Here is a 17,951-nt window from a genome sequence, read left to right as displayed (position 1 = left end):
CCGTGGTGGAGATTCCCTTGACTCGGACGCGCTGGTTCGCCCTGGCCTGCCTGATCCTGGCGATGGCGCTGTGGGGCAGTTCGTACGTGGTGCTGAAGGTCGCTTTCCGCGAACTGCCGCCGCTCTGGGTGATCTTCGGTCGCATGGCCCTCGGCAGCCTGGTGTTCCTCGTTGCCTGGCGCTGGCGCGGACGCATCGACTACCGCCCGGGCGACTGGAAGTACCTGCTCGGCCTGGCCGTCTGCGAACCCTGCCTGTACTTCCTCTGCGAATCCTTCGCCCTGCAATACACCAGCGCGGCCCAGGCCGGGATGATCACCGCGCTGCTGCCGTTGCTGGTGGCGGTGGGGGCCTGGTTGCTGCTGCACGAACGGATCGGCCGGATGACCTGGATCGGCTTTGGCCTGGCGGTGCTCGGTTCGATCTGGCTGAGCCTCGCCGGCGAGCCCGACCTGCACGCGCCGCAGCCGCTGCTGGGCAACTTCTTCGAACTTCTCGCGATGCTCTGCGCCACCGGCTATACCCTGTTGCTGAAGCACCTTTCGGCGCGCTACTCGGCATTCGCCCTGACCGCCATGCAGGCCTTCGTCGGCACGCTGTTCTTCCTGCCGCTGGCGCTGGCCAGCGCCGACCTGCCGAGCCAGCCCAGCGCGCTGGGGATCCAGGCGGTGGTGTATCTCGGCGTGGTGGTCACGGTGGGCGCCTACGGCCTGTACAACTTCGGCGTCGGTCGACTGCCGGCCAGCCAGGCCTCGGGCTTCATCAACCTGATCCCGGTCTTCACCCTGGTATTCGCCGCGCTGTTCCTCGGCGAAACCCTCAACGGCCCGCAGATGCTCGCTGCCGGCCTGGTCTTCATCGGCGTCGCCATCAGCCAGTGGCGCAGCGCTCCGCCGCCGCCTCCGGCCGGCGTCCTGAACTGAAGGAGTTTCCATGACCGTCGACCACCGCCAATGGGCCCGCGAGGCGATCCGCATCATCGAAGCGGATTTCCAGCGCAGCGCCGATACCCATTTGATCCCCCTGGAGACTCCCGGCCTGCCTGGCGTCGAACTGTACTTCAAGGACGAGTCCAGCCACCCCACCGGCAGCCTCAAGCATCGCCTGGCGCGCTCGCTGTTCCTCTATGCGCTGTGCAACGGCTGGCTCAGGCCGGCCGCGCCGGTGATCGAGGCATCGAGCGGTTCCACGGCGATTTCCGAAGCCTATTTCGCACGCCTGCTGGGCCTGCCCTTCATCGCCGTGATGCCGGCCAGCACCTCGAAGGAAAAGATCGCCCAGATCGCCTTCTACGGCGGCCAGAGCCACTTGGTGGAGGACCCCACCCAGATTTACGCCGAGTCCGAACGCCTGGCGCGGGAGAGCGGTGGCCATTTCATGGACCAGTTCACCTATGCCGAGCGCGCCACCGACTGGCGGGCGAACAACAACATCGCCGAATCGATCTTCCAGCAGATGCGCCACGAGCCGTACCCGACCCCGACCTGGCTGATCTCCAGCCCCGGTACCGGCGGCACCCTGGCGACCCTCGGCCGCTACGTGCGCTATCGCCAGCACTGCACCCGGGTACTCTGCGCCGACGCCGAGCGTTCGGTGTTCTTCGACGCCTATGTCAGCGGCGACCGTGGCCTGACCCTGGATTGCGGTTCGCGGATCGAGGGCATCGGCCGGCCGCGGGTCGAGGCGTCCTTCCTGCCGGAAGTGATCGACGCGATGGTCAAGGTGCCGGACGCCTGGTCGCTGGCGGCCATGCATTACCTGGCCCGACGCCTGGGGCGGCGGGTCGGCGGCTCCAGCGGAACCAACCTGATCGGCGCCCTGGTGGCCGCACGGCAAATGGTCGCGGCCGGCGAGAAGGGTTCGCTGGTGGCGATTCTCTGCGACGGCGGCGAACGCTATGCGACCACCTATTACGATCCGGTCTGGCTGGCCAGGCAGGGCTATGCGCTGGAACCCCTGGTCGAGGCGCTGGCTGCCTGCATCGAGCGGGGCGTGGCGTTGCCCGACGGGCTGCTGGTGGCTGGACTTTGAAGGAGTGGATATGCACCGTTTGCGAGCTGCCGAAACCGGCGATATCGAGGCCATGACCGACCTGTTGCTGCGCCACGGGCCGAATCCCTGGAACCATTTGCCGGAGGAGGGGGTGCGTGCGCATCTGCGAGCCATCGCCGACGGCGAGGTACGTGCCGTCCTGGCCGAGCGCGACGATCGGCTGCTGGGGTTCGCCAGCTTCCGTCGCACCGAGGATTTCGCCCATTACCAGCCGCAGCGTGCCGATGCGCCGCGGGCCTACATCTGCGAGGCGGTAGTGCATCCGGCGGCGGCCGGCCAGGGGCTCGGCAGCGCGTTGCTGGAGGCGGTGCTGGCCCAACTGGCCGACGAAGGCATCGAGGACGTCTATATCGATCGTCACGAAGAGAACCTGGCGTCGGCGGGAATGATGCGCAAGGCCGGCTTCGTCGAGCTGGAAACCTACGCCGATCCGGCGCGGCGACCGAACGGCTCGGGGCGCTCGACAGTGTGCCATCGCAATCTTTCCCTCCAGCGCAGAGCCGTGCGATGAGTTTCATCCGCCTCAAGGTGCGCGCCGCCTTCATGGTCCACGGCTACGACGCGGACAACCGGGAAATCGTCGAGCAGATCGGCGAGGAACGCTTCGTCGAGAAACTGCTGCGCATCGAACGGATCCAGTCGATCAGCGAGAAATACCTGCTGGTCAGCGCCTCCCACGGGCGCGTCGCCTACTGGGAATACGAGGGCGGCCTGACGGCGCTGCGGCGGCGCCTGGAGCAGGCCGGACTGCTCTTGTAGGGAAGGGCCGCCGCTGCGCGGCCCCTCGCTTCACTTGCCCAGTGCGCCCGGATAGGCGCAGCCGCGCAGCGTCTCGCCATCGATGCGCAGTTCGGCGGAGTAGCTGCTGAAGGCGCCGCTCATGCTGTCGGTGCAGGACGACGGGGCGATCCACAATTCGACCTTCTTGCCGTTCGCCTCGCTGGAATAGCTGGTGCTGCCGTTCGGCAGTTCCTCGGCGACGTAAGGCAAGGCCAGGGTCTCGTGTTCGGGGCGGTCCAGGCGCAGGCCCTGGTTGTTCACCCTGGCGCTCCAGAAGGGTTCGTTGCCGCTGGCGGCGAAGGTCAGCAGCTTGAAGTTCGGGTCGTCGCAGCCGGGGCCCTCGTTCTGCACGCGGTACAGTCGGCTGACCTCCAGCTTGCCGTCGGTACCGCGGACCTTGGCCGGTCCCATGGTGCCGCGCAGGTCGACGAACAGGCCCTGGGCGCCGTCGTCGAACAGGCTGTCGGCTTCGCGGCGCAGGCCGGTATTGGCCACGTCCTCGATGCTGAACAGGCGCTTCTCGGTACAGGGGCGGAATTGCAGCGCGCCGTTGATCTTCACCAGTTCGCCCTGGAAGCGGGTGTCTACACTGGTGCTCGGCGATTCGGGCTTCCACACCTGGCAGGCGGCGAACAAGGGGAGCAGGCTGTAGACCAGCAGACGGGCAGGGCGCATAGGGAAGACTCCATCGAAAATGCGCCCACGTTACCGAGCGTCCGGGCCTAGCTCAAGTCCGGATCGGACTTCATCGCAACCAGGGAGTCGATCGATGATCCAATGCAAGCGTGTATACGAACCGGCGTCGCCCGCCGATGGCCGGCGCGTACTGGTGGACCGGCTGTGGCCGCGGGGCATCCGCAAGGAGGCCCTGGCCATGGACGACTGGCTGAAGGACGTGGCGCCCTCCAACGAGGTGCGCAAGCAGTTCTGCCACGATCCGGCACTCTTCGACAGCTTCCGCGAACACTACCGCGCCGAGTTGCAGGCGCACCCGGAACATTGGTGGGGCCTGCTCGACAGCGCTCGGGAGGGCACCCTGACGCTGCTCTACGGCGCCCACGACCAGCAGCACAACAATGCCGTGGTGCTGGCCGAGTTCCTCGAGGAGGAGCTGGACCGCCAGCAGCCGGGCAGTTCGCCGACCTGCTACGCCGACCGCCTCTCCTGAGAAATATCGCTTACCAGATGCGGTACACCTGGCCGGTCTGCGCGCCTTCCACGCTGCGTGCGTAACCCAGCGCGGCGTCCGCCGCCGGAACCGGCTTGAAGCCACGGAAGTAGGGCGCGTAGCCGGGCAGCGCCTCGCTGACCACGGTCGGGCTGACGGCGTTGATGCGCAGGCCGCGCGGCAACTCCAGGGCTGCGCCGCGGACGAAGCCCTCGACGGCGCAGTTGACCATGCTCGCCGAACTGCCGAAGCGGATCGGCTGCTCGGCGAGCACGCCGCTGGTGAGGGTGAAGGAGCCCCCGTCGTTGGCGTACTCGCGGCCGAGCAGTACCAGGTTGACCTGGCCCATCAGCTTGTCGCGCAGGCCGAGCTGGTATTGCGCCTCGCCCATTTCCTCCAGGGCGCCGAAGTGCACCTTGCCGACCGCGGCGACCAGCGCGTCGAAGCGACCGGTTTTCTCGAACAGGGCGCGAATGGAGTCTGAGTCGCTGATGTCGACCTGGAAATCGCCGCTGCTGTTGCCTACCCGGACGATCTCGTGGCGCTCGCAGAGTTCTTTGTCGATACCCTTGCCAAGGGTGCCGCTGGCGCCGATCAGGATGATTTTCATACAGGCCTCTCGTTGAGTGAAGGTGAGTGGTTTCCAGTGTAGAGTCGCTTTTGCCATGGATAATCCTGTCAATCGACAACCTACCGTTTTCATAGGGAAACAATCGTGAAGGACCTGGACGATCTCGCCGCCTTCGCCGTACTCCACGACCTGGGCAGTTTCACCCGCGCCGCCGAGCGTCTCGGTTGCAGCAAGGGCCAACTGTCGAAGCGCATTGGCGTCCTCGAGCAGAAGCTCGGCGTGACCCTCTTGCACCGCACCACCCGCCGTCTTTCGCTGACCGCCGCCGGCGCCGCGCTGCTGCCCGAGGCGCAGGCCTTGCTGGTGCAGGCCGAGCGCGCGCGGCAGGCGGTGGCGCGCTTGCAGGAGCGAGCGGAAGGACGGGTGCGGGTGACCCTCCCGGTCTCGCTGGGCGAGACCCTGTTCGATGCACTGCTGGAGGACTTCCAGGAACGCCATCCGCTGCTGCGCGTCGAGCTGGACCTGTACAACGGCCTGCGCGACCTGGTTGGCGAGGGCTTCGACCTGGCGATTCGCTCTGGGGTCGAGCAGGACGCCCGGCTGGTGGCGCGGCCGCTGTTCGTCCTGCAGGAAATCACCTGCGCCAGTCCCGCCTACCTGGCGCGACACGGCGAGCCGCAACGCCCGGCCGAGCTGGCCGAGCGCGAGTGCCTGCTGAACTCGCACTACAGCGGCCACGAGGAGTGGCTCTATCACCGCCACCATCGGCTGGAGCGGGTACGGGTTGCCGGCTTTCTCGCCAGCAACCACTACAGCCTGTTGAAGAAAGCCGCGCTGGCCGGCACCGGCATCGCCCGGCTGCCGTCATACATGGTCCACGACGAACTGGGCGACGGCCGCCTGGCCTGGTTGCTGCGCGACTACCAGACGCGCAGCACGCCGATGTTCCTCGTCCATCCGTTCCAGGGCGGCCTGCCGCGGCGCACCCAGGTACTCGCCGATTACCTGCTCGACTGGTTCGAGCGCAGCCGGCGACAATTGATCGGCCTGGAGGGTTGAACATTTCGCCGCGACGCGGCTCTATTGCACTCCGGGCCGCTTCCATGCGGCCTGAAGCTCATCGCGGGCACGTCGTTGCACAAGGAACGTGACGGAACGTGGCAGAATCCCGCACCGGACCGCTCGCGTGCGAGCGGACGCCATTCATCGAACGCTTGGATAGGGACATGCAAAGCAGCTTTCCGCAATCGAACACTCCCCAGATCCGTCGCGCTGGAGTCGACCTCAACGGCGTGATGTCGGTGCTCAGCAAGCACCTCTATTCCACGCCCACCGTGGCGTTGCGCGAGCTGATGCAGAACGCCCACGACTCGATCCTCCGTCGCCGCCTGGAGCAGCCCGACTGGCAAGGGCCGTCGCGAATCGAGGTGATCGGCGACAGTGCCAGCAACACCGTGCGCATCGTCGACACCGGCGCCGGGCTCACCGAGCACGAAATCCACGCCTACCTGGCCACCGTCGGCGTCGGCTACACCCGCGGACTGCGCCAGTCCGGCCACGAGGACAGCGGGCTGATCGGCATGTTCGGCCTGGGCTTCCTCTCCGCTTTCGTCCTGGCCCGCCGGGTCAGCGTGCGGACCACGTCCTACCAGCAGCCGGAACTGGGCTTCTGCTACGTCTCCAGCAACGCCGAGCAATACAGCGTGACGCCGATGCCGGCGCGCCCGGTGGGTACCGAGATCACCCTCGAACTGCAGGACGAATACAGTGCGCTGACCCAGGCCGCGCGCCTGCGCGAGATCCTCGAACGCTACTGCGTGCTGCTGCGCGAGCCGATCCACGTCGGCGGCGACGCCCAGTCGATCAACCCGGAGCCGCCGCCGTGGCGGCTGGCCGCCGACGCCGCGCTGCACCCGCTGCAACGGCAGCGCCGCGACCTGGAGTTCGCCGCACGCTTCGAGCACGACTTCGAGCCGATCTGCTGCCTGCCGGTGCGCCCGGACGAGCGGGTCGACGTGCAGGGCCTGCTGTGGATCCAGGACGGCGGCACCTATGGCACCAGCGACAACCGCAATCTCTCGGTTTTCCTCCGCGGCATGCTGCTCGACGATGACGCCCGCGACCTGCTGCCGTCCTGGGCCGGGTTCGTCGGCGGGGTGATCGAATCGAACCGCCTGACGCCCACCGCCAGCCGCGAGGACCTGCAGCGTGACGACCATTACGCGGCGATCCAGCATGCGCTGGCCGAGGCGCTGATCGCCGGGCTCGGCGAGGTGGCGCGGCAGCAGCCGGAGGCCTGGCGGCGGGTCCTGCTGCGGCACAACGAGGCCCTGCTGGGAGCGGCGTTGTGCGACGAGCGTCTGTTCGCGCTGATGATGGACAGCCTGCGCGTACCCACCTCCCAGGGCGACCTCCCGGCTTCCGAACTCCTTTCGCGCGGAGCGGTGCATGTGCTGCTGGACAACGACAGCGGCTTCGAGGAAATGCTGTTCCGTGCCATGGGCGTACCGGTGGCCCATGGCAATCGCTATGCGGTGGTACCCTTCCTCCGTCGCTGGGCGCAGGCCAAGGGGATGCGCCTGGTGGAGCTGGGCACCGAGCAGGGCAACCGCCAGTTGTTCCGCCTCGACCGACTGCCCGAGCGCGAGACCGGCTGGCTGGCCGAACACCTGGGCGGCGCCGAGGAGCAACTGGTGATCGCCCGCTTCAGCCCCGAGGAATTGCCGCTTGTGGTGGTGCCCGACCGCGACGCCGAACTCAAGCGGCGACTGGAGGACGACGAGGCCGACAAGCGTATTTCCACCGCGGCGTTGCGCCTGGCCCGGCAGTTCACCCGCAAGCTCGACAATCGCCAGCCGAGCCGGCTCTACGTCAACCTCGACAATCCGGCGGTGCAGGCGCTGCTCGCGGCCGTCGGCGAGGAACGCGACGAAGCGGCCCATGCGGCGTTGCTGCTGCGCTCGTTCAAAGTGATCATCGCCGGACAGGGACGCGGCCAGCCCGCGACCTCGCTGAACCAGGCCCTGGCCGGACTCGCCGATTCGGTGAAGCGCCTGCTGGGGCAATAAGAAAATTCGCAACACGCCTGATGGAGACTGAAGCATATGGATATCTGGAACTGGGTGGAGAAGCTCCGCGCCGACCTGCGTGAGGCCGGCCAGGAGCAGAGTGCGCGGCTGATCGACGAACTCACCGCGTACGTCTGCGACCTCGAGGTGGAGCGCGCCGAGGCGCTGTTGCCGGAGGTCAAGGCGCTGAGCCGGACGTTGAACAACCCGTGGCTGGAAATCTTCGTCCGCCACTGGGAAATGCGTAACCGGGTCGGCAACCAACTGGAGGGTGAGACCGCCCTGGCCGACGCCGTTTCCCTGTTCGAACTGGCCAATCGCGACGACACCCAGGCCTGCCCGCAGTCAGTCTGCGTGACCCAGGACCTGGCGTCGTGCTACGCCAACGTCGACGGCCCGGGCTGGGTGGAGGAGCGCATCGAGGTGTGCGACGAGACCCTGGCGCGGATCGACCCGACCTGGGCCTGCTTCCACTGCCTGAGCAACGAGAAGGCCGAGGCGCTGCTCGACGACGGGCGCGGCGAAGATGCCCTGGCCTTCCTGGCCGAACAGGAGAAGAAGATCCTCGCCGCCGGCGAGGAGGTATTCGACAGCCTCCTGGAGATGCGCGTGGCGATCCTGCTGAACCTGGGGCGCGCGGAACAGGCGCTGGCCCTGATCGGCGAGATGGAGGAGAAGGTCGAGGGAGCGGAGTGGAACAACATCAGCCAGCCGCGGCGTCTGTACAAGGCCCACGGCCTGGCGTTGCTGGGGCGCGACGAGGAGGCCCTGGAGGCGCTGCTGCCGTTCTCCGAGATTGCCCCGCGCTACCGTACGATCTGGCTGCGCGCCGTCTACCTGCTGCTGCAACGGACCCCTGAGCGCAACACCTGGGACTTCGGCGGGCGCCTGCAGCAGATGCTCGAACACTACTCGCAGAAGGGCGCGCACCGGGTGGTCATCGATGTTGCCAGCCAGGCCATCCGCCTCGCGTTGCAACGCGGTTCGGTATGGAGCGCCAGGCGCCACCTGGCGCTGGCCGAACAGCATGCTCAACAGTTGCAGCGCGATCGGGGCGCCAGCCAGTTGCTCGCCGGGTTGAGGGAGGAGATCGATGCCGCGCCGCAGCAGCAGGAGCTGCCGGTGCCGGCTGCGGAGTTGCTCGACTGGCTGGCTGCGCAGGGCAGCGAAGACGCGCCGCGCAACCCGGAGAAAGAAGTGCAGTGGCTGCTCCAGGCGCTGGCCGAGCGGCCCGACGACACCGCCTTGCGCGAAGTGGCCGCCTCGGCGCTACAGGCCTGCTCCGCCGACGACGAGGCCATCGACCTGCTCTGGGAGTACGTCGAGCGCCACACCGACGAGGAGCAGCAACTGGCCTACTACCTGCTCAATGCCTTGCTGGCCCGCGGCGAGTACGACCAGGTCAAGCGCCTCGGCCGGCTCTACGCCGACAGCGTGCCGCTGATCGCGCTGTGGAGCGAAGTCAAGCTGGCCGAGAAACTCAACGACTGGCCGGAGCTGGAGCGCGCCTGCCAGTCGGTGCTGGAGATTTCCCCCGGCTCGCTGGGAGCCCACAGCCTGCTGGGCAAGGCGCTGATGGAGCAGGATCGCTTCGCCGAGGCGGCGCAGGCCTACCAGCGACTGGCCGGCAAGCTGGAGGAGCCGCAGTCGGTGCAGTGGGACCAGATGACCGCTGCCAGCGCCGCGCGCGACTGGACGATGCTGCGCGAGGTCGCTGCCGGCATGGGCATGGAGTTCGCCGCCGGCGACGGACCGATCGAGGAAGACTGGGGCTGGGTGATCGTCCGCTACATCGAGGATGGCGAAGCGCTCGACTACTACGCCCGGCGCACCGGCCCGGTGACCGCGCGGGTCCTCGAGAACGCGCCGGGCAACCGCAGCCAGCGGGTCGGTGACTGGGTGGTGTTCGACGCCGGGCTGATCTATCCGGCTCCGGAAGACGAAGAGGAACGCAAGCGTTTCGTTCCCACCTATGCGGTGGTGCACGTCCTCGAGAGCGGTGGTTACTCGCCGAGCTGGCTGGTGGACGGCGTGTATCCGGGCGACGAGGCCTTCGACGCCTTCCGCGAAACGCTCGACGCGCGCGGCTGGAAGGTCTGGGTGCACAGCAACCGCGACTACCAGGTCACCGATACCAGCAACGGCGAGGAACTGCGGGCGATCTACTTCACCGTCGCGACCCCCGCGCAGCAGGCGCCGCGCGAACTGCACCAGGCGTTGCAGGAGGCCACCGGGCAATGGCCGCACCGGATGTGCTGGCTGCGCCTGGCGGAAGCGGCGGAGGTCGACACCCAGCCGCACCTGGACGCCATCGAGCGCTACGGCCTGTAGCCGGTACGTCTCGGCATAAAAAACGGCCCGCGAGGGCCGTTTTTTTATGCGCTGAAGTCTCCGGCGGGACGGTGCTCAGCCGCCGAGGTAGGCGTCGCGCACCTTCGGGTTGGTCAGCAGGGCGGCGCCGGTGTCGTGCATGACGATCCGGCCGTTCTCCAGCACGTAGGCGCGATCGGCGAGCTTCAACGCCTGGTTGGCGTTCTGCTCGACGAGGAACACGGTGACGCCTTCGCGACGCAGTTGCTCGATGATCTCGAAGATCTGCTGGATGATGATCGGCGCGAGGCCGAGCGAAGGTTCGTCCAGCAGCAACAGCTTCGGCTTGCTCATCAGCGCGCGGCCGATGGCGAGCATCTGCTGTTCGCCGCCGGACATGGTCCCGGCGCGCTGTTCGTAGCGCTCCTTCAGGCGCGGGAAGAGCTCCAGCACCTTGTCCATCTGCACCTGATAATCGTCCTTGTCGGTGAAGAAGCCGCCCATCGCCAGGTTTTCTTCCACCGTCAGGCGGGAGAATACCCGGCGGCCTTCCGGGACCACCGCGATGCTCTTGCGCATGATGGTGGAGGAGGGTAGGCCGACCAGTTCCTCGCCTTCGTAGCGGATGCTGCCGCTGGCCGCCTGCGGCGAACCGCAGAGCGTCATCAGCAGGGTCGACTTGCCGGCGCCGTTGGCGCCGATCAGGGTGACGATCTCGCCCTTCTTCACTTCCACGCTGACGTCGTGCAGCGCCTGGATCTTGCCGTAGTAGGTGGAAACCTTGTCGAAACTCAGCATGCTCACGCTTCCCCCAGATAAGCCTTGATCACGTCCGGGTTGTCGCGGATCTGCTCCGGCGTCCCGTCGGCCAGGGGGGCGCCCTGGTTGATCACCACGATATGGTCGGAAATGCTCATCACCAGCTTCATGTCGTGCTCGATCAGCAATACCGTCACGTTGTGCTCGCTGCGCAGCTTGGCGATCAGCGCCTTGAGGTCGTCGGTCTCCTTCGGGTTGAGGCCGGCGGCCGGCTCGTCGAGCATGAGGATCCGCGGGCGGGTCATCATGCAGCGGGCGATCTCCAGGCGTCGCTGCTGGCCGTAGGCGAGGGTGCCGGCGCTGCGGTTGGCGAACTCGGTAAGGTTGACTTCCTCCAGCCAGTGCGCGGCGTACTCCATGGCCTCGCGCTCGCTGCGGCGGAATGCCGGGGTCTTGAACAGGCCGGCGAGGAAGTTGGTGTTGAGGTGGCGGTGCTGGGCGACCAGCAGGTTCTCCACCGCGGTCATTTCCTTGAACAGGCGGACGTTCTGGAAGGTCCGCACCACGCCCTTGCGAGCGATCTTGTGGCCGGGCAGGCCCTGGATCTCCTCGCCGTCGAGGCGGATCAGGCCGCCGGTGGGCTGGTAGAAGCCGGTCAGGCAGTTGAACACGGTGGTCTTGCCGGCGCCGTTCGGGCCGATCATCGAGACCACCTGCTTTTCCTCGACCTTCAGGTTGACGCCGTTGACGGCCAGCAGGCCGCCGAAGCGCATGGTCAGGCCGCTCACTTCGAGAATCGGTCGGCTCATGGCTTCAGCTCCAGGTGCGGGCGTTGCATCGGCAGCAGTCCCTGGGGACGCCAGATCATCATCACGATCATGGTCAGGCCGAAGATCAGCATGCGGTATTCGTTGAACCCGCGCATTTCCTGGAGCAGCACCATCACCACCGCGGCGAGGATCACGCCGAGCTGCGAACCCATGCCGCCGAGCACGACGATCGCAAGGATCATCGCCGACTCGATGAAGGTGAAGGACTCAGGCGTCACCAGGCCCTGGCGGGCGGCGAAGAAGCTGCCGGCGAAACCGGCGAAGCTGGCGCCGATGGTGAAGGCGGAGAGCTTGACGATGGTCGGGTTGAGACCGAGAGCGCGGCAGGCCACTTCGTCCTCGCGCAGCGCTTCCCAGGCGCGACCGATCGGCATGCGCATCAGCCGGTTGATCACGAACAGGGCCAGCAGCACCAGCAGCAGGGCCACCACGTAGAGCAGGATGACCTTGTAGTTGGTGTTGTAGGCGATGCCGAAGAACTCGTGGAAGGTCTGCATGCCTTCCGGCGCGCGGCGTTCGAAGGTCAGGCCGAACAGGGTCGGCTTGGGGATCGAGCCGATGCCGTTGGGACCGCCGGTGATCTCGGTCATGTTGCGCAGCAGGATGCGGATGATCTCGCCGAAGCCGAGGGTCACGATCGCCAGGTAGTCGCCGCGCAGGCGCAGCACCGGGAAGCCGAGGAGGAAGCCGAACAGCGCGGCCATCATCCCGGCGATCGGCAGGGCGGTCCAGAAGCCGAACCCGGCGTACTCGGCGAGCAGCGCGTAGGTGTAGGCACCTACCGCGTAGAAGCCGACGTAGCCGAGATCGAGCAGGCCGGCCAGGCCGACCACGATGTTCAGGCCGATGCCGAGCATCACGTAGATCAGGATCAGGGTGGCGATGTCCACCGCCCCGCGCGAGGCGAAGAACGGCCAGACGAAAGCCACCACGACCAGGGCGAGGACCGCCCAGCGCTGGGTCGATGGCAGGCTGAGGAAGTTCTTCAGGCCGCTGCCGTTGACCTTGTAGCCGACGCCGCGACCCAGCTTGAGCGGGATGCGGTCGCGGAACAGCTGCCAGACGAACATGGCCAGGGCGGCCGCGGCGATGGTCCAGAGGGTCTGCGCATCGGCGCCGAGGACCTCGAGCTTGATGCCGACGGTGCGCAGCTTCAGGCCTAGGATCGGATAGGACACCAGGATCACGAGGAGGGCGCTGAACAGCGCGCGCTTGAGGGACTGGCTCATACTTTTTCCACCTCCGGACGACCGAGGATGCCGGTAGGTCGGAACAGCAGCACCAGGATCAGCAGGCCGAAGGCCACCACGTCCTTGTACTGGTCGCCGAACACGTCGGCGCCGAAGGCTTCGGCGACGCCCAGCAGCAGGCCGCCGAGCATGGCGCCGGGGATGCTGCCGATGCCGCCGAGCACCGCGGCGGTGAACGCCTTGATCCCGGCGAGGAAGCCGATCCCGGGGTTGATCACGCCGTACTGCATGCCCAGCAGCACCGCGGCGACGGCGGCCAGGGCGGCGCCGATGACGAAGGTGAGGGCGATGATGTTGTTGCTGTTGATACCCAGCAGGTTGGTCATCTTCAGGTCCTCGGCGCAGGCGCGGCAGGCGCGGCCCAGGCGGGAGCGGGAGATGAACAGGGTGAGGCCGAACATCACCAGGAAGGTGACGACGAAGATCAGGATCTGCATATAGGAGATCACCACGCCGTTCATGCTGCTTTCGCCGAACACGAAGTTGCCGGGCAGCAGGGTCGGGATGGCCTTTTCCTTGGAGTCCTGCGAGAGCATCACGGCGTTCTGCAGGAAGATCGACATGCCGATCGCGGAGATCAGCGGGATCAGGCGGTTGCCGCCGCGCAACGGGCGGTAGGCGACCCGCTCGATGCTGTAGCCGAAAGCACTGGTGACGATGATGCTGGCGGCGAATGCGGCGAGCATCATCAGCGGAACGCTGTCCAGCCCCATCATCGCCAGCAGGGTGATGGCGATGAAGGCGATGTACGAGCCGATCATGTACACCTCGCCGTGGGCGAAGTTGATCATGCCGATGATGCCGTAGACCATGGTGTAGCCGATCGCGATCAGCGCATAGGTGCTGCCGACGGTCAGGCCGTTAACCAATTGTTGTAGGTAATGATAAATCTCGGGCATGGGACTCTCTCGCTAAACGCCCGCCGTTGTACGGCAGGTAGACGTTCGGCTCGCGGGTGTGGGGCCGGAACGCTGCTGAGACCCGTCACGATCCGGCGCGCGGCGGGCCGGCGGGAGGCAGGGGAAAGCCGCGCTCCCGTCCACCAGGAGTGAACGCTGCCGGTCTTCGCCTGCCCTTGCCGGGCCGCCGCTCGCGGAATCATGCGGGTACTAAAACAAAGCCCACGGTGGGTGACGTGGGCTCCGTACTGCAACGATGCTTACTTGACCTCGGTCCGGGTGGCGTCCTTGTGCCACTCGTAGACGGTGAAGTCGAAGTTCTTCAGGTCGCCCTTCTCGTCGAACCCGAGGTTCCCGGTGGGAGTCTCGAAGGTGTTGGTGCGCAGGGCCTCGGCGACCTTCTCCGGATCGGCCTCGCCGGCTTTCTCGATGCCCTTGGCGATCACTGTGACCGCGGAGTAGGCGGGCAGGACGAAGATGCCGCTCGGATCCTGGTTCTTCGCCTTGAAGGCGTCGATCAGGGCCTTGTTCTTCGGATCCTGCTCGAAGGCGCGCGGCAGGGTCGCCAGCATGCCTTCCGAAGCGTCGCCGGCGATCGCGGTGATTTCGCTGTTGCCGACCCCTTCCGGGCCCATGAAGCGCGCGTCCAGCCCGGCCTGCTTGGCCTGGCGCAGCAGCAGGCCCATTTCCGGGTGGTAGCCGCCGAAGTAGACGAACTGCACGCCGGCTTTCTTCAGCTTGCTGATCAGCGCGTTGAAGTCCTTGTCGCCGGCGTTCAGGCCTTCGAAGACGGCAACCTTGATGCCGGCGTCTTCCACGGTCTTCTTCACCTCGGTGGCGATGCCTTCGCCGTACTGCTGCTTGTCGTGCAGTACCGCGATGGTCTTGTCCTTGTAGCGTTCGGCGATGAACTTGCCGGCCACCGGGCCCTGCATGTTGTCCAGGCCGATCGTGCGGAAGATCAGCTTGTAGCCGCGCGAGGTGATTTCCGGGGCGGTGGCCGACGGGGTGATCATCAGCACGCCTTCGTCTTCGTAGATGTCGGTGGCGGGTTGGGTGGAGCTGGAGCAGACATGGCCGACCACGAACTTGACGCCGTCGTTGACCACCTTGTTGGCGACCGCCACGGCCTGCTTGGGATCGCAGGCGTCGTCGTAGATCACGCCTTCGAGTTGCGCGCCGTTCACGCCGCCTGCCTTGTTGATCTGTTCGATTGCCATCAGCGCACCGGCGCGCTGCATGTCGCCGTACTGGGCTACCGGACCGGTGACCGGGCCAGCCAGGGCGATCTTGATGGTGTCGGCGGCCATGGAGTAGCTGGCGAACCCGGCAATGGCCATCGCGGCGAACAGGCGGGATAGACGCTGAGTACCCTTCTTCATAGTGCTCCACTCTTCTTGTGTGTTGTCATTGTTGTAGTCTCGCGGCCGCGGGGGCCGGAGGAGACCGGGTGATCGTCATGGACGGACCCCGGGAACTGTACCGGTACAGTGTAGAGCGGCGCTTCGTCGCTTGAAAAGCACGGCACGGCGAGCTCCCGTGAGTCGTGTCGCCTGGTTGACATAAACGTATAGAAAAACGGCGCGGACCTGCCTCACCTCCCTGGGCCCGGTTTCCCTTCGGCTGTCGTGGGCTACCGGCGGGCGTTATCATGGCGCCCATGCAATCCAGGTAGATCCCATGACAGAACAAACTAGCACCCTCTATGCCAAGCTGCTCGGCGAGACCGCGGTCATTTCCTGGGCCGAGCTGCAACCGTTTTTCGCCCGTGGCGCCTTGCTCCAGGTCGATGCCGCGCTGGACCTGGTGGAAGTCGCCGAGGCCCTGGCCGGGGACGACCGCGAGAAGGTCGCCGCCTGGCTTTCCGGCGGCGGCCTGAGCAAGGTCGGGGAGGATGCGGCCAAGGACTTCCTCGAACGCGACCCGACCCTCTGGGCGGTGGTGGTGGCGCCCTGGGTGGTCATTCAGGAACGCGCGGAAAAAGCGACGTTGCACTGATCCAGGGCGGTTTTCTTTCGCTCGACCCTGGCTAGACTGATTCCGATTCCCACCAGGAGATTCGTCATGTTCGAACCAGGCCACCTCCATCTGGTCAGCCTGCCCGGCCTCGACCAGCAGGACATCAATATCCATATCCGCTACGAGGTGCGGCAGAACGCCGAATCCGGCGCCTATGTGCACTTCGACATGGACGGCGAGATCGACGGCAAGCCGTTCAGCGACTCCTTCGAGCTGCCGCGCGATACCGCCTTCAACTTCGCCAGCGATGCCACGCGGGTCGCCCAGAAGCACGGCCTGCACCCGAAGTTCGGCGCGATCACCCGGGTGCACAAGGAATACGATGCGATGTTCGAGGACATTCGCGCCAAGCTGCATGCCCATCCCGGCGAACCGGTGGATCTCGAGCGGATCATTCGCCACGAGTGAGCCGTGTCCCCGGCGGCCGGAAGCATGGGAAAGGCCCGATATCGACGATATCGGGCCTTTTTTCGTTTGCCGGAGAAGCCGTTCCAGGGGCTTGCCACCCTTGCCGGCAAGCGGAAGCGGCTTGCCGCTTGCCGCTTCCGGGTTACCCTTAAATAAATTCAAGTTATTGAATATAAAGGTTTTTAATAATTTGGCACGGGCCTTGCTGAAATGTTGGCGACGAAAGCCACACCGGCAAACAGGTTCGCAGCCATGAGCATCAGTTTCGACAGAGCACTCGGTATCCACCAGCAGGCCCTCAGCTTCCGCGCCCAGCGCGCCGAAGTGCTGGCCAACAACCTGGCCAACGCCGATACCCCGAACTACAAGGCTCGCGACCTGGACTTCGCCGCGGTTCTCGCCGAGCAGAAGGACAAGGCCGCCAAGGGTACCTTCGCCACCCGCACCACCAACGAGCGGCATATCGCCGCCGAAGGTTTCGGCATGGGCGAGGGCAGCCTGCAGTACCGCATCCCGGTCCAGCCGTCGATCGACCAGAACACTGTCGACGCCCAGATCGAGCAGGCCAACTACGCCGAGAACGCCATGCACTTCCAGGCGTCCTTCACCTTCCTCAACAGCAAATTCAAAGGGCTGGTCAGCGCCCTGCGTGGAGAGTAACCGCCATGTCCCTCGCCAGTGTCTTCAACATTGCCGGTAGCGGCATGAGCGCCCAGAGCACCCGCCTGAACACCGTGGCCAGCAACATCGCCAACGCCGAGACGGTTTCCTCCAGCGTCGACAAGACCTACCGCGCCCGCCATCCGGTGTTCTCCACCATGTTCCAGCAGGCCCAGGGCGACAGCGGCTCGCTGTTCGCCGACCAGGACAGCTCCGGCGCCGGCGTGCAGGTGCTGGGCATCGTCGAGGACCAGAGTTCGCTGATGCCGCGCTACGAGCCGAACCATCCGGCCGCGGATGCCAACGGCTACGTGTATTACCCCAATGTGAACGTGGTCGAGGAAATGGCCGACATGATTTCCGCCAGCCGTGCCTTCCAGACCAACGCGGAAATGATGAATACCGCCAAACAGATGATGCAGAAGGTCCTGACCCTGGGTCAGTGAGCGGAGTAGAGCATGAGCATCGATAACGTCAGCGGCACCAGCAGCAACACCGGCAACGTCAACGGCAGCAAGCGCGCCGCCGGCAGCGGCGCCACCGAGACCGGGCAGAGCGTCAAGGGCAGCAGCAACCTTGGCAAGGACGAATTCCTCAAGCTGCTGGTGGCCCAGTTGAAGAACCAGGACCCGATGTCGCCGCAGCAGAACGGCGAGTTCATCGCCCAACTGGCCCAGTTCAGCACCGTGGAAGGCGTGCAGTCGCTGAACAAGAGCATGGAGAGCATTCTCTCCAACTACCAGTCGTCGCAGGCCCTGCAAGCCTCGTCGCTGGTGGGGCGCAAGGTCATCGTGGCGACCGACAAGTCGGTGGTGGACACCAAGGACACCTTCAAGGCGTCCCTCAACCTGCCGGTCTCCAGCAGCAACGTATGGGTCAACGTCTACGACGACAAGGGCACCGTGGTCAATCGCATCAACCTCGGCCAGCAGGCTGCCGGCAGCGTCAGCTTCATGTGGGACGGCAAGGACAGCAGCGGCAACATCATGCCGCCGGGCACCTACAAGTTCGAGGCGCAGACCTCGATCGACGGCAAGACCTACGGGCTCCAGACCTACCTGCCGGCCAACGTCGACAGCGTCACTCTGGGGCAGAACGGCGGCGAGCTGATGCTCAACCTCGCAGGCCTGGGCAGCATCGCGCTGTCCAAAGTACAGATCATCGGCCAGTAAGCCGG

20 protein-coding genes are annotated in these 17,951 nt (G+C 66.0%); 13 read left to right on the top strand and 7 right to left on the bottom strand.

Going from position 1 to position 17,951, the window contains the following annotated elements; translation table 11 throughout:
* Positions 1-17 precede the first annotated feature (17 nt).
* Genes ACM0M4_RS21285 through ACM0M4_RS21270 form a run of 4 tightly spaced genes read left to right on the top strand, consistent with a single transcriptional unit; the run spans position 18 to position 2,811 of the window.
* Entirely contained in the window at positions 18-923 is a 906-nt protein-coding gene (locus ACM0M4_RS21285) for a DMT family transporter (protein ID WP_003082086.1), read from the top strand.
* Between the two features lie 10 nt (positions 924-933).
* Positions 934-2,031: a PLP-dependent cysteine synthase family protein gene (locus ACM0M4_RS21280; RefSeq protein WP_003112514.1), complete on the top strand. Its 1,098-nt coding sequence runs from the start codon at positions 934-936 to the stop codon at positions 2,029-2,031.
* Positions 2,032-2,041: 10 nt separating this feature from the next.
* A complete protein-coding gene (locus ACM0M4_RS21275) occupies positions 2,042-2,563 on the top strand; it encodes a GNAT family N-acetyltransferase (RefSeq protein ID WP_003082093.1) in 522 nt (173 codons plus the stop codon).
* Positions 2,560-2,811 (top strand): hypothetical protein, encoded by a 252-nt coding sequence (locus ACM0M4_RS21270; protein WP_003082096.1) that lies wholly within the window; start codon positions 2,560-2,562, stop codon positions 2,809-2,811. The genes ACM0M4_RS21275 and ACM0M4_RS21270 overlap by 4 nt, the downstream gene beginning before the upstream one ends.
* A gap of 30 nt (positions 2,812-2,841) precedes the next feature.
* Here the strand turns inward: ACM0M4_RS21270 and ACM0M4_RS21265 are convergent, their stop codons facing one another.
* Positions 2,842-3,507, bottom strand: coding sequence for a COG3650 family protein (locus ACM0M4_RS21265; RefSeq protein ID WP_221345424.1), 666 nt, complete (start codon positions 3,505-3,507; stop codon positions 2,842-2,844).
* 94 nt (positions 3,508-3,601) lie between these two features.
* Here ACM0M4_RS21265 and ACM0M4_RS21260 point away from each other — a divergent pair, with 94 nt between their 5' ends.
* A complete protein-coding gene (locus ACM0M4_RS21260; RefSeq protein ID WP_003116310.1) occupies positions 3,602-4,000 on the top strand; it encodes a DUF488 domain-containing protein in 399 nt (132 codons plus the stop codon).
* 10 nt (positions 4,001-4,010) lie between these two features.
* On the opposite strand, the gene ACM0M4_RS21255 is transcribed toward ACM0M4_RS21260, so the two are convergent.
* On the bottom strand, positions 4,011-4,610 hold the full coding sequence (locus tag ACM0M4_RS21255; RefSeq protein ID WP_010792069.1) for a short chain dehydrogenase: 600 nt from the start codon (positions 4,608-4,610) through the stop codon (positions 4,011-4,013).
* 105 nt (positions 4,611-4,715) lie between these two features.
* Between ACM0M4_RS21255 and ACM0M4_RS21250 the strand changes: the two genes are divergently transcribed.
* The 3 genes from ACM0M4_RS21250 to ACM0M4_RS21240 all read left to right on the top strand — a co-directional run bounded on the left by ACM0M4_RS21250 (position 4,716) and on the right by ACM0M4_RS21240 (position 9,970).
* Positions 4,716-5,630, top strand: a complete 915-nt coding sequence (locus tag ACM0M4_RS21250) for a LysR family transcriptional regulator (RefSeq protein WP_003082110.1) — start codon at positions 4,716-4,718, stop codon at positions 5,628-5,630.
* Between the two features lie 98 nt (positions 5,631-5,728).
* Complete coding sequence (locus ACM0M4_RS21245) at positions 5,729-7,639, top strand: ATP-binding protein (RefSeq protein ID WP_221345423.1); 1,911 nt, start codon at positions 5,729-5,731, stop codon at positions 7,637-7,639.
* A 36-nt stretch (positions 7,640-7,675) separates the two neighbouring features.
* Entirely contained in the window at positions 7,676-9,970 is a 2,295-nt protein-coding gene (locus ACM0M4_RS21240) for a hypothetical protein (protein WP_015648329.1), read from the top strand.
* A 75-nt stretch (positions 9,971-10,045) separates the two neighbouring features.
* On the opposite strand, the gene ACM0M4_RS21235 is transcribed toward ACM0M4_RS21240, so the two are convergent.
* The 5 genes from ACM0M4_RS21235 to ACM0M4_RS21215 all read right to left on the bottom strand — a co-directional run bounded on the left by ACM0M4_RS21235 (position 10,046) and on the right by ACM0M4_RS21215 (position 15,069).
* On the bottom strand, positions 10,046-10,747 hold the full coding sequence (locus tag ACM0M4_RS21235; protein ID WP_003086389.1) for an ABC transporter ATP-binding protein: 702 nt from the start codon (positions 10,745-10,747) through the stop codon (positions 10,046-10,048).
* A gap of 2 nt (positions 10,748-10,749) precedes the next feature.
* Positions 10,750-11,517, bottom strand: a complete 768-nt coding sequence (gene livG / locus ACM0M4_RS21230) for a high-affinity branched-chain amino acid ABC transporter ATP-binding protein LivG (protein WP_003082125.1) — start codon at positions 11,515-11,517, stop codon at positions 10,750-10,752.
* Positions 11,514-12,767, bottom strand: a complete 1,254-nt coding sequence (locus ACM0M4_RS21225; RefSeq protein WP_003082131.1) for a high-affinity branched-chain amino acid ABC transporter permease LivM — start codon at positions 12,765-12,767, stop codon at positions 11,514-11,516. Before ACM0M4_RS21225 ends, livG begins: the two co-directional genes overlap by 4 nt.
* Positions 12,764-13,687, bottom strand: coding sequence for a high-affinity branched-chain amino acid ABC transporter permease LivH (livH, locus tag ACM0M4_RS21220; RefSeq protein WP_003086391.1), 924 nt, complete (start codon positions 13,685-13,687; stop codon positions 12,764-12,766). Before livH ends, ACM0M4_RS21225 begins: the two co-directional genes overlap by 4 nt.
* 260 nt (positions 13,688-13,947) lie before the next feature.
* Positions 13,948-15,069, bottom strand: coding sequence for a branched-chain amino acid ABC transporter substrate-binding protein (locus tag ACM0M4_RS21215; protein WP_023120801.1), 1,122 nt, complete (start codon positions 15,067-15,069; stop codon positions 13,948-13,950).
* Between the two features lie 298 nt (positions 15,070-15,367).
* On the opposite strand from ACM0M4_RS21215, the gene ACM0M4_RS21210 reads away from it, so the two are divergent.
* The 5 genes from ACM0M4_RS21210 to flgD all read left to right on the top strand — a co-directional run bounded on the left by ACM0M4_RS21210 (position 15,368) and on the right by flgD (position 17,946).
* Positions 15,368-15,685 carry a DUF2288 domain-containing protein gene (locus tag ACM0M4_RS21210; protein WP_003086400.1) on the top strand — a complete coding sequence of 106 codons (318 nt, stop codon included), beginning with the start codon at positions 15,368-15,370 and terminating at the stop codon, positions 15,683-15,685.
* Positions 15,686-15,751: 66 nt separating this feature from the next.
* Positions 15,752-16,114: a DUF5064 family protein gene (locus ACM0M4_RS21205; protein ID WP_003082140.1), complete on the top strand. Its 363-nt coding sequence runs from the start codon at positions 15,752-15,754 to the stop codon at positions 16,112-16,114.
* Between the two features lie 252 nt (positions 16,115-16,366).
* A complete protein-coding gene (flgB, locus tag ACM0M4_RS21200; RefSeq protein WP_003082144.1) occupies positions 16,367-16,774 on the top strand; it encodes a flagellar basal body rod protein FlgB in 408 nt (135 codons plus the stop codon).
* Between the two features lie 5 nt (positions 16,775-16,779).
* Positions 16,780-17,220 (top strand): flagellar basal body rod protein FlgC, encoded by a 441-nt coding sequence (gene flgC, locus ACM0M4_RS21195; protein WP_003082150.1) that lies wholly within the window; start codon positions 16,780-16,782, stop codon positions 17,218-17,220.
* Between the two features lie 12 nt (positions 17,221-17,232).
* Positions 17,233-17,946: a flagellar hook assembly protein FlgD gene (flgD, locus tag ACM0M4_RS21190; protein WP_003082153.1), complete on the top strand. Its 714-nt coding sequence runs from the start codon at positions 17,233-17,235 to the stop codon at positions 17,944-17,946.
* The last annotated feature ends 5 nt before the right edge of the window (positions 17,947-17,951 follow it).

It is taken from the genome of Pseudomonas sp. 18-147, from assembly GCF_051048045.1.
GTDB classification, from domain to species: Bacteria; Pseudomonadota; Gammaproteobacteria; order Pseudomonadales; family Pseudomonadaceae; genus Pseudomonas; species Pseudomonas aeruginosa.
This window is presented reverse-complemented; position numbering and strand designations above follow the sequence as displayed.

Excerpts from the sequence above, each read along its gene's own strand:
- ACM0M4_RS21280 (WP_003112514.1), top strand. The coding sequence starts at position 934 with ATGACCGTCGACCACCGCCAATGGGCCCGCGAGGCGATCCGCATCATC.
- ACM0M4_RS21275 (WP_003082093.1), top strand. The coding sequence starts at position 2,042 with ATGCACCGTTTGCGAGCTGCCGAAACCGGCGATATCGAGGCCATGACC.
- ACM0M4_RS21270 (WP_003082096.1), top strand. The coding sequence starts at position 2,560 with ATGAGTTTCATCCGCCTCAAGGTGCGCGCCGCCTTCATGGTCCACGGC.
- ACM0M4_RS21265 (WP_221345424.1), bottom strand. The coding sequence starts at position 3,507 with ATGCGCCCTGCCCGTCTGCTGGTCTACAGCCTGCTCCCCTTGTTCGCC.
- ACM0M4_RS21260 (WP_003116310.1), top strand. The coding sequence starts at position 3,602 with ATGATCCAATGCAAGCGTGTATACGAACCGGCGTCGCCCGCCGATGGC.
- ACM0M4_RS21255 (WP_010792069.1), bottom strand. The coding sequence starts at position 4,610 with ATGAAAATCATCCTGATCGGCGCCAGCGGCACCCTTGGCAAGGGTATC.
- ACM0M4_RS21240 (WP_015648329.1), top strand. The coding sequence starts at position 7,676 with ATGGATATCTGGAACTGGGTGGAGAAGCTCCGCGCCGACCTGCGTGAG.
- ACM0M4_RS21235 (WP_003086389.1), bottom strand. The coding sequence starts at position 10,747 with ATGCTGAGTTTCGACAAGGTTTCCACCTACTACGGCAAGATCCAGGCG.
- livG (WP_003082125.1), bottom strand. The coding sequence starts at position 11,517 with ATGAGCCGACCGATTCTCGAAGTGAGCGGCCTGACCATGCGCTTCGGC.
- ACM0M4_RS21225 (WP_003082131.1), bottom strand. The coding sequence starts at position 12,767 with ATGAGCCAGTCCCTCAAGCGCGCGCTGTTCAGCGCCCTCCTCGTGATC.
- livH (WP_003086391.1), bottom strand. The coding sequence starts at position 13,687 with ATGCCCGAGATTTATCATTACCTACAACAATTGGTTAACGGCCTGACC.
- ACM0M4_RS21215 (WP_023120801.1), bottom strand. The coding sequence starts at position 15,069 with ATGAAGAAGGGTACTCAGCGTCTATCCCGCCTGTTCGCCGCGATGGCC.
- ACM0M4_RS21210 (WP_003086400.1), top strand. The coding sequence starts at position 15,368 with ATGACAGAACAAACTAGCACCCTCTATGCCAAGCTGCTCGGCGAGACC.
- ACM0M4_RS21205 (WP_003082140.1), top strand. The coding sequence starts at position 15,752 with ATGTTCGAACCAGGCCACCTCCATCTGGTCAGCCTGCCCGGCCTCGAC.
- flgB (WP_003082144.1), top strand. The coding sequence starts at position 16,367 with ATGAGCATCAGTTTCGACAGAGCACTCGGTATCCACCAGCAGGCCCTC.
- flgC (WP_003082150.1), top strand. The coding sequence starts at position 16,780 with ATGTCCCTCGCCAGTGTCTTCAACATTGCCGGTAGCGGCATGAGCGCC.
- flgD (WP_003082153.1), top strand. The coding sequence starts at position 17,233 with ATGAGCATCGATAACGTCAGCGGCACCAGCAGCAACACCGGCAACGTC.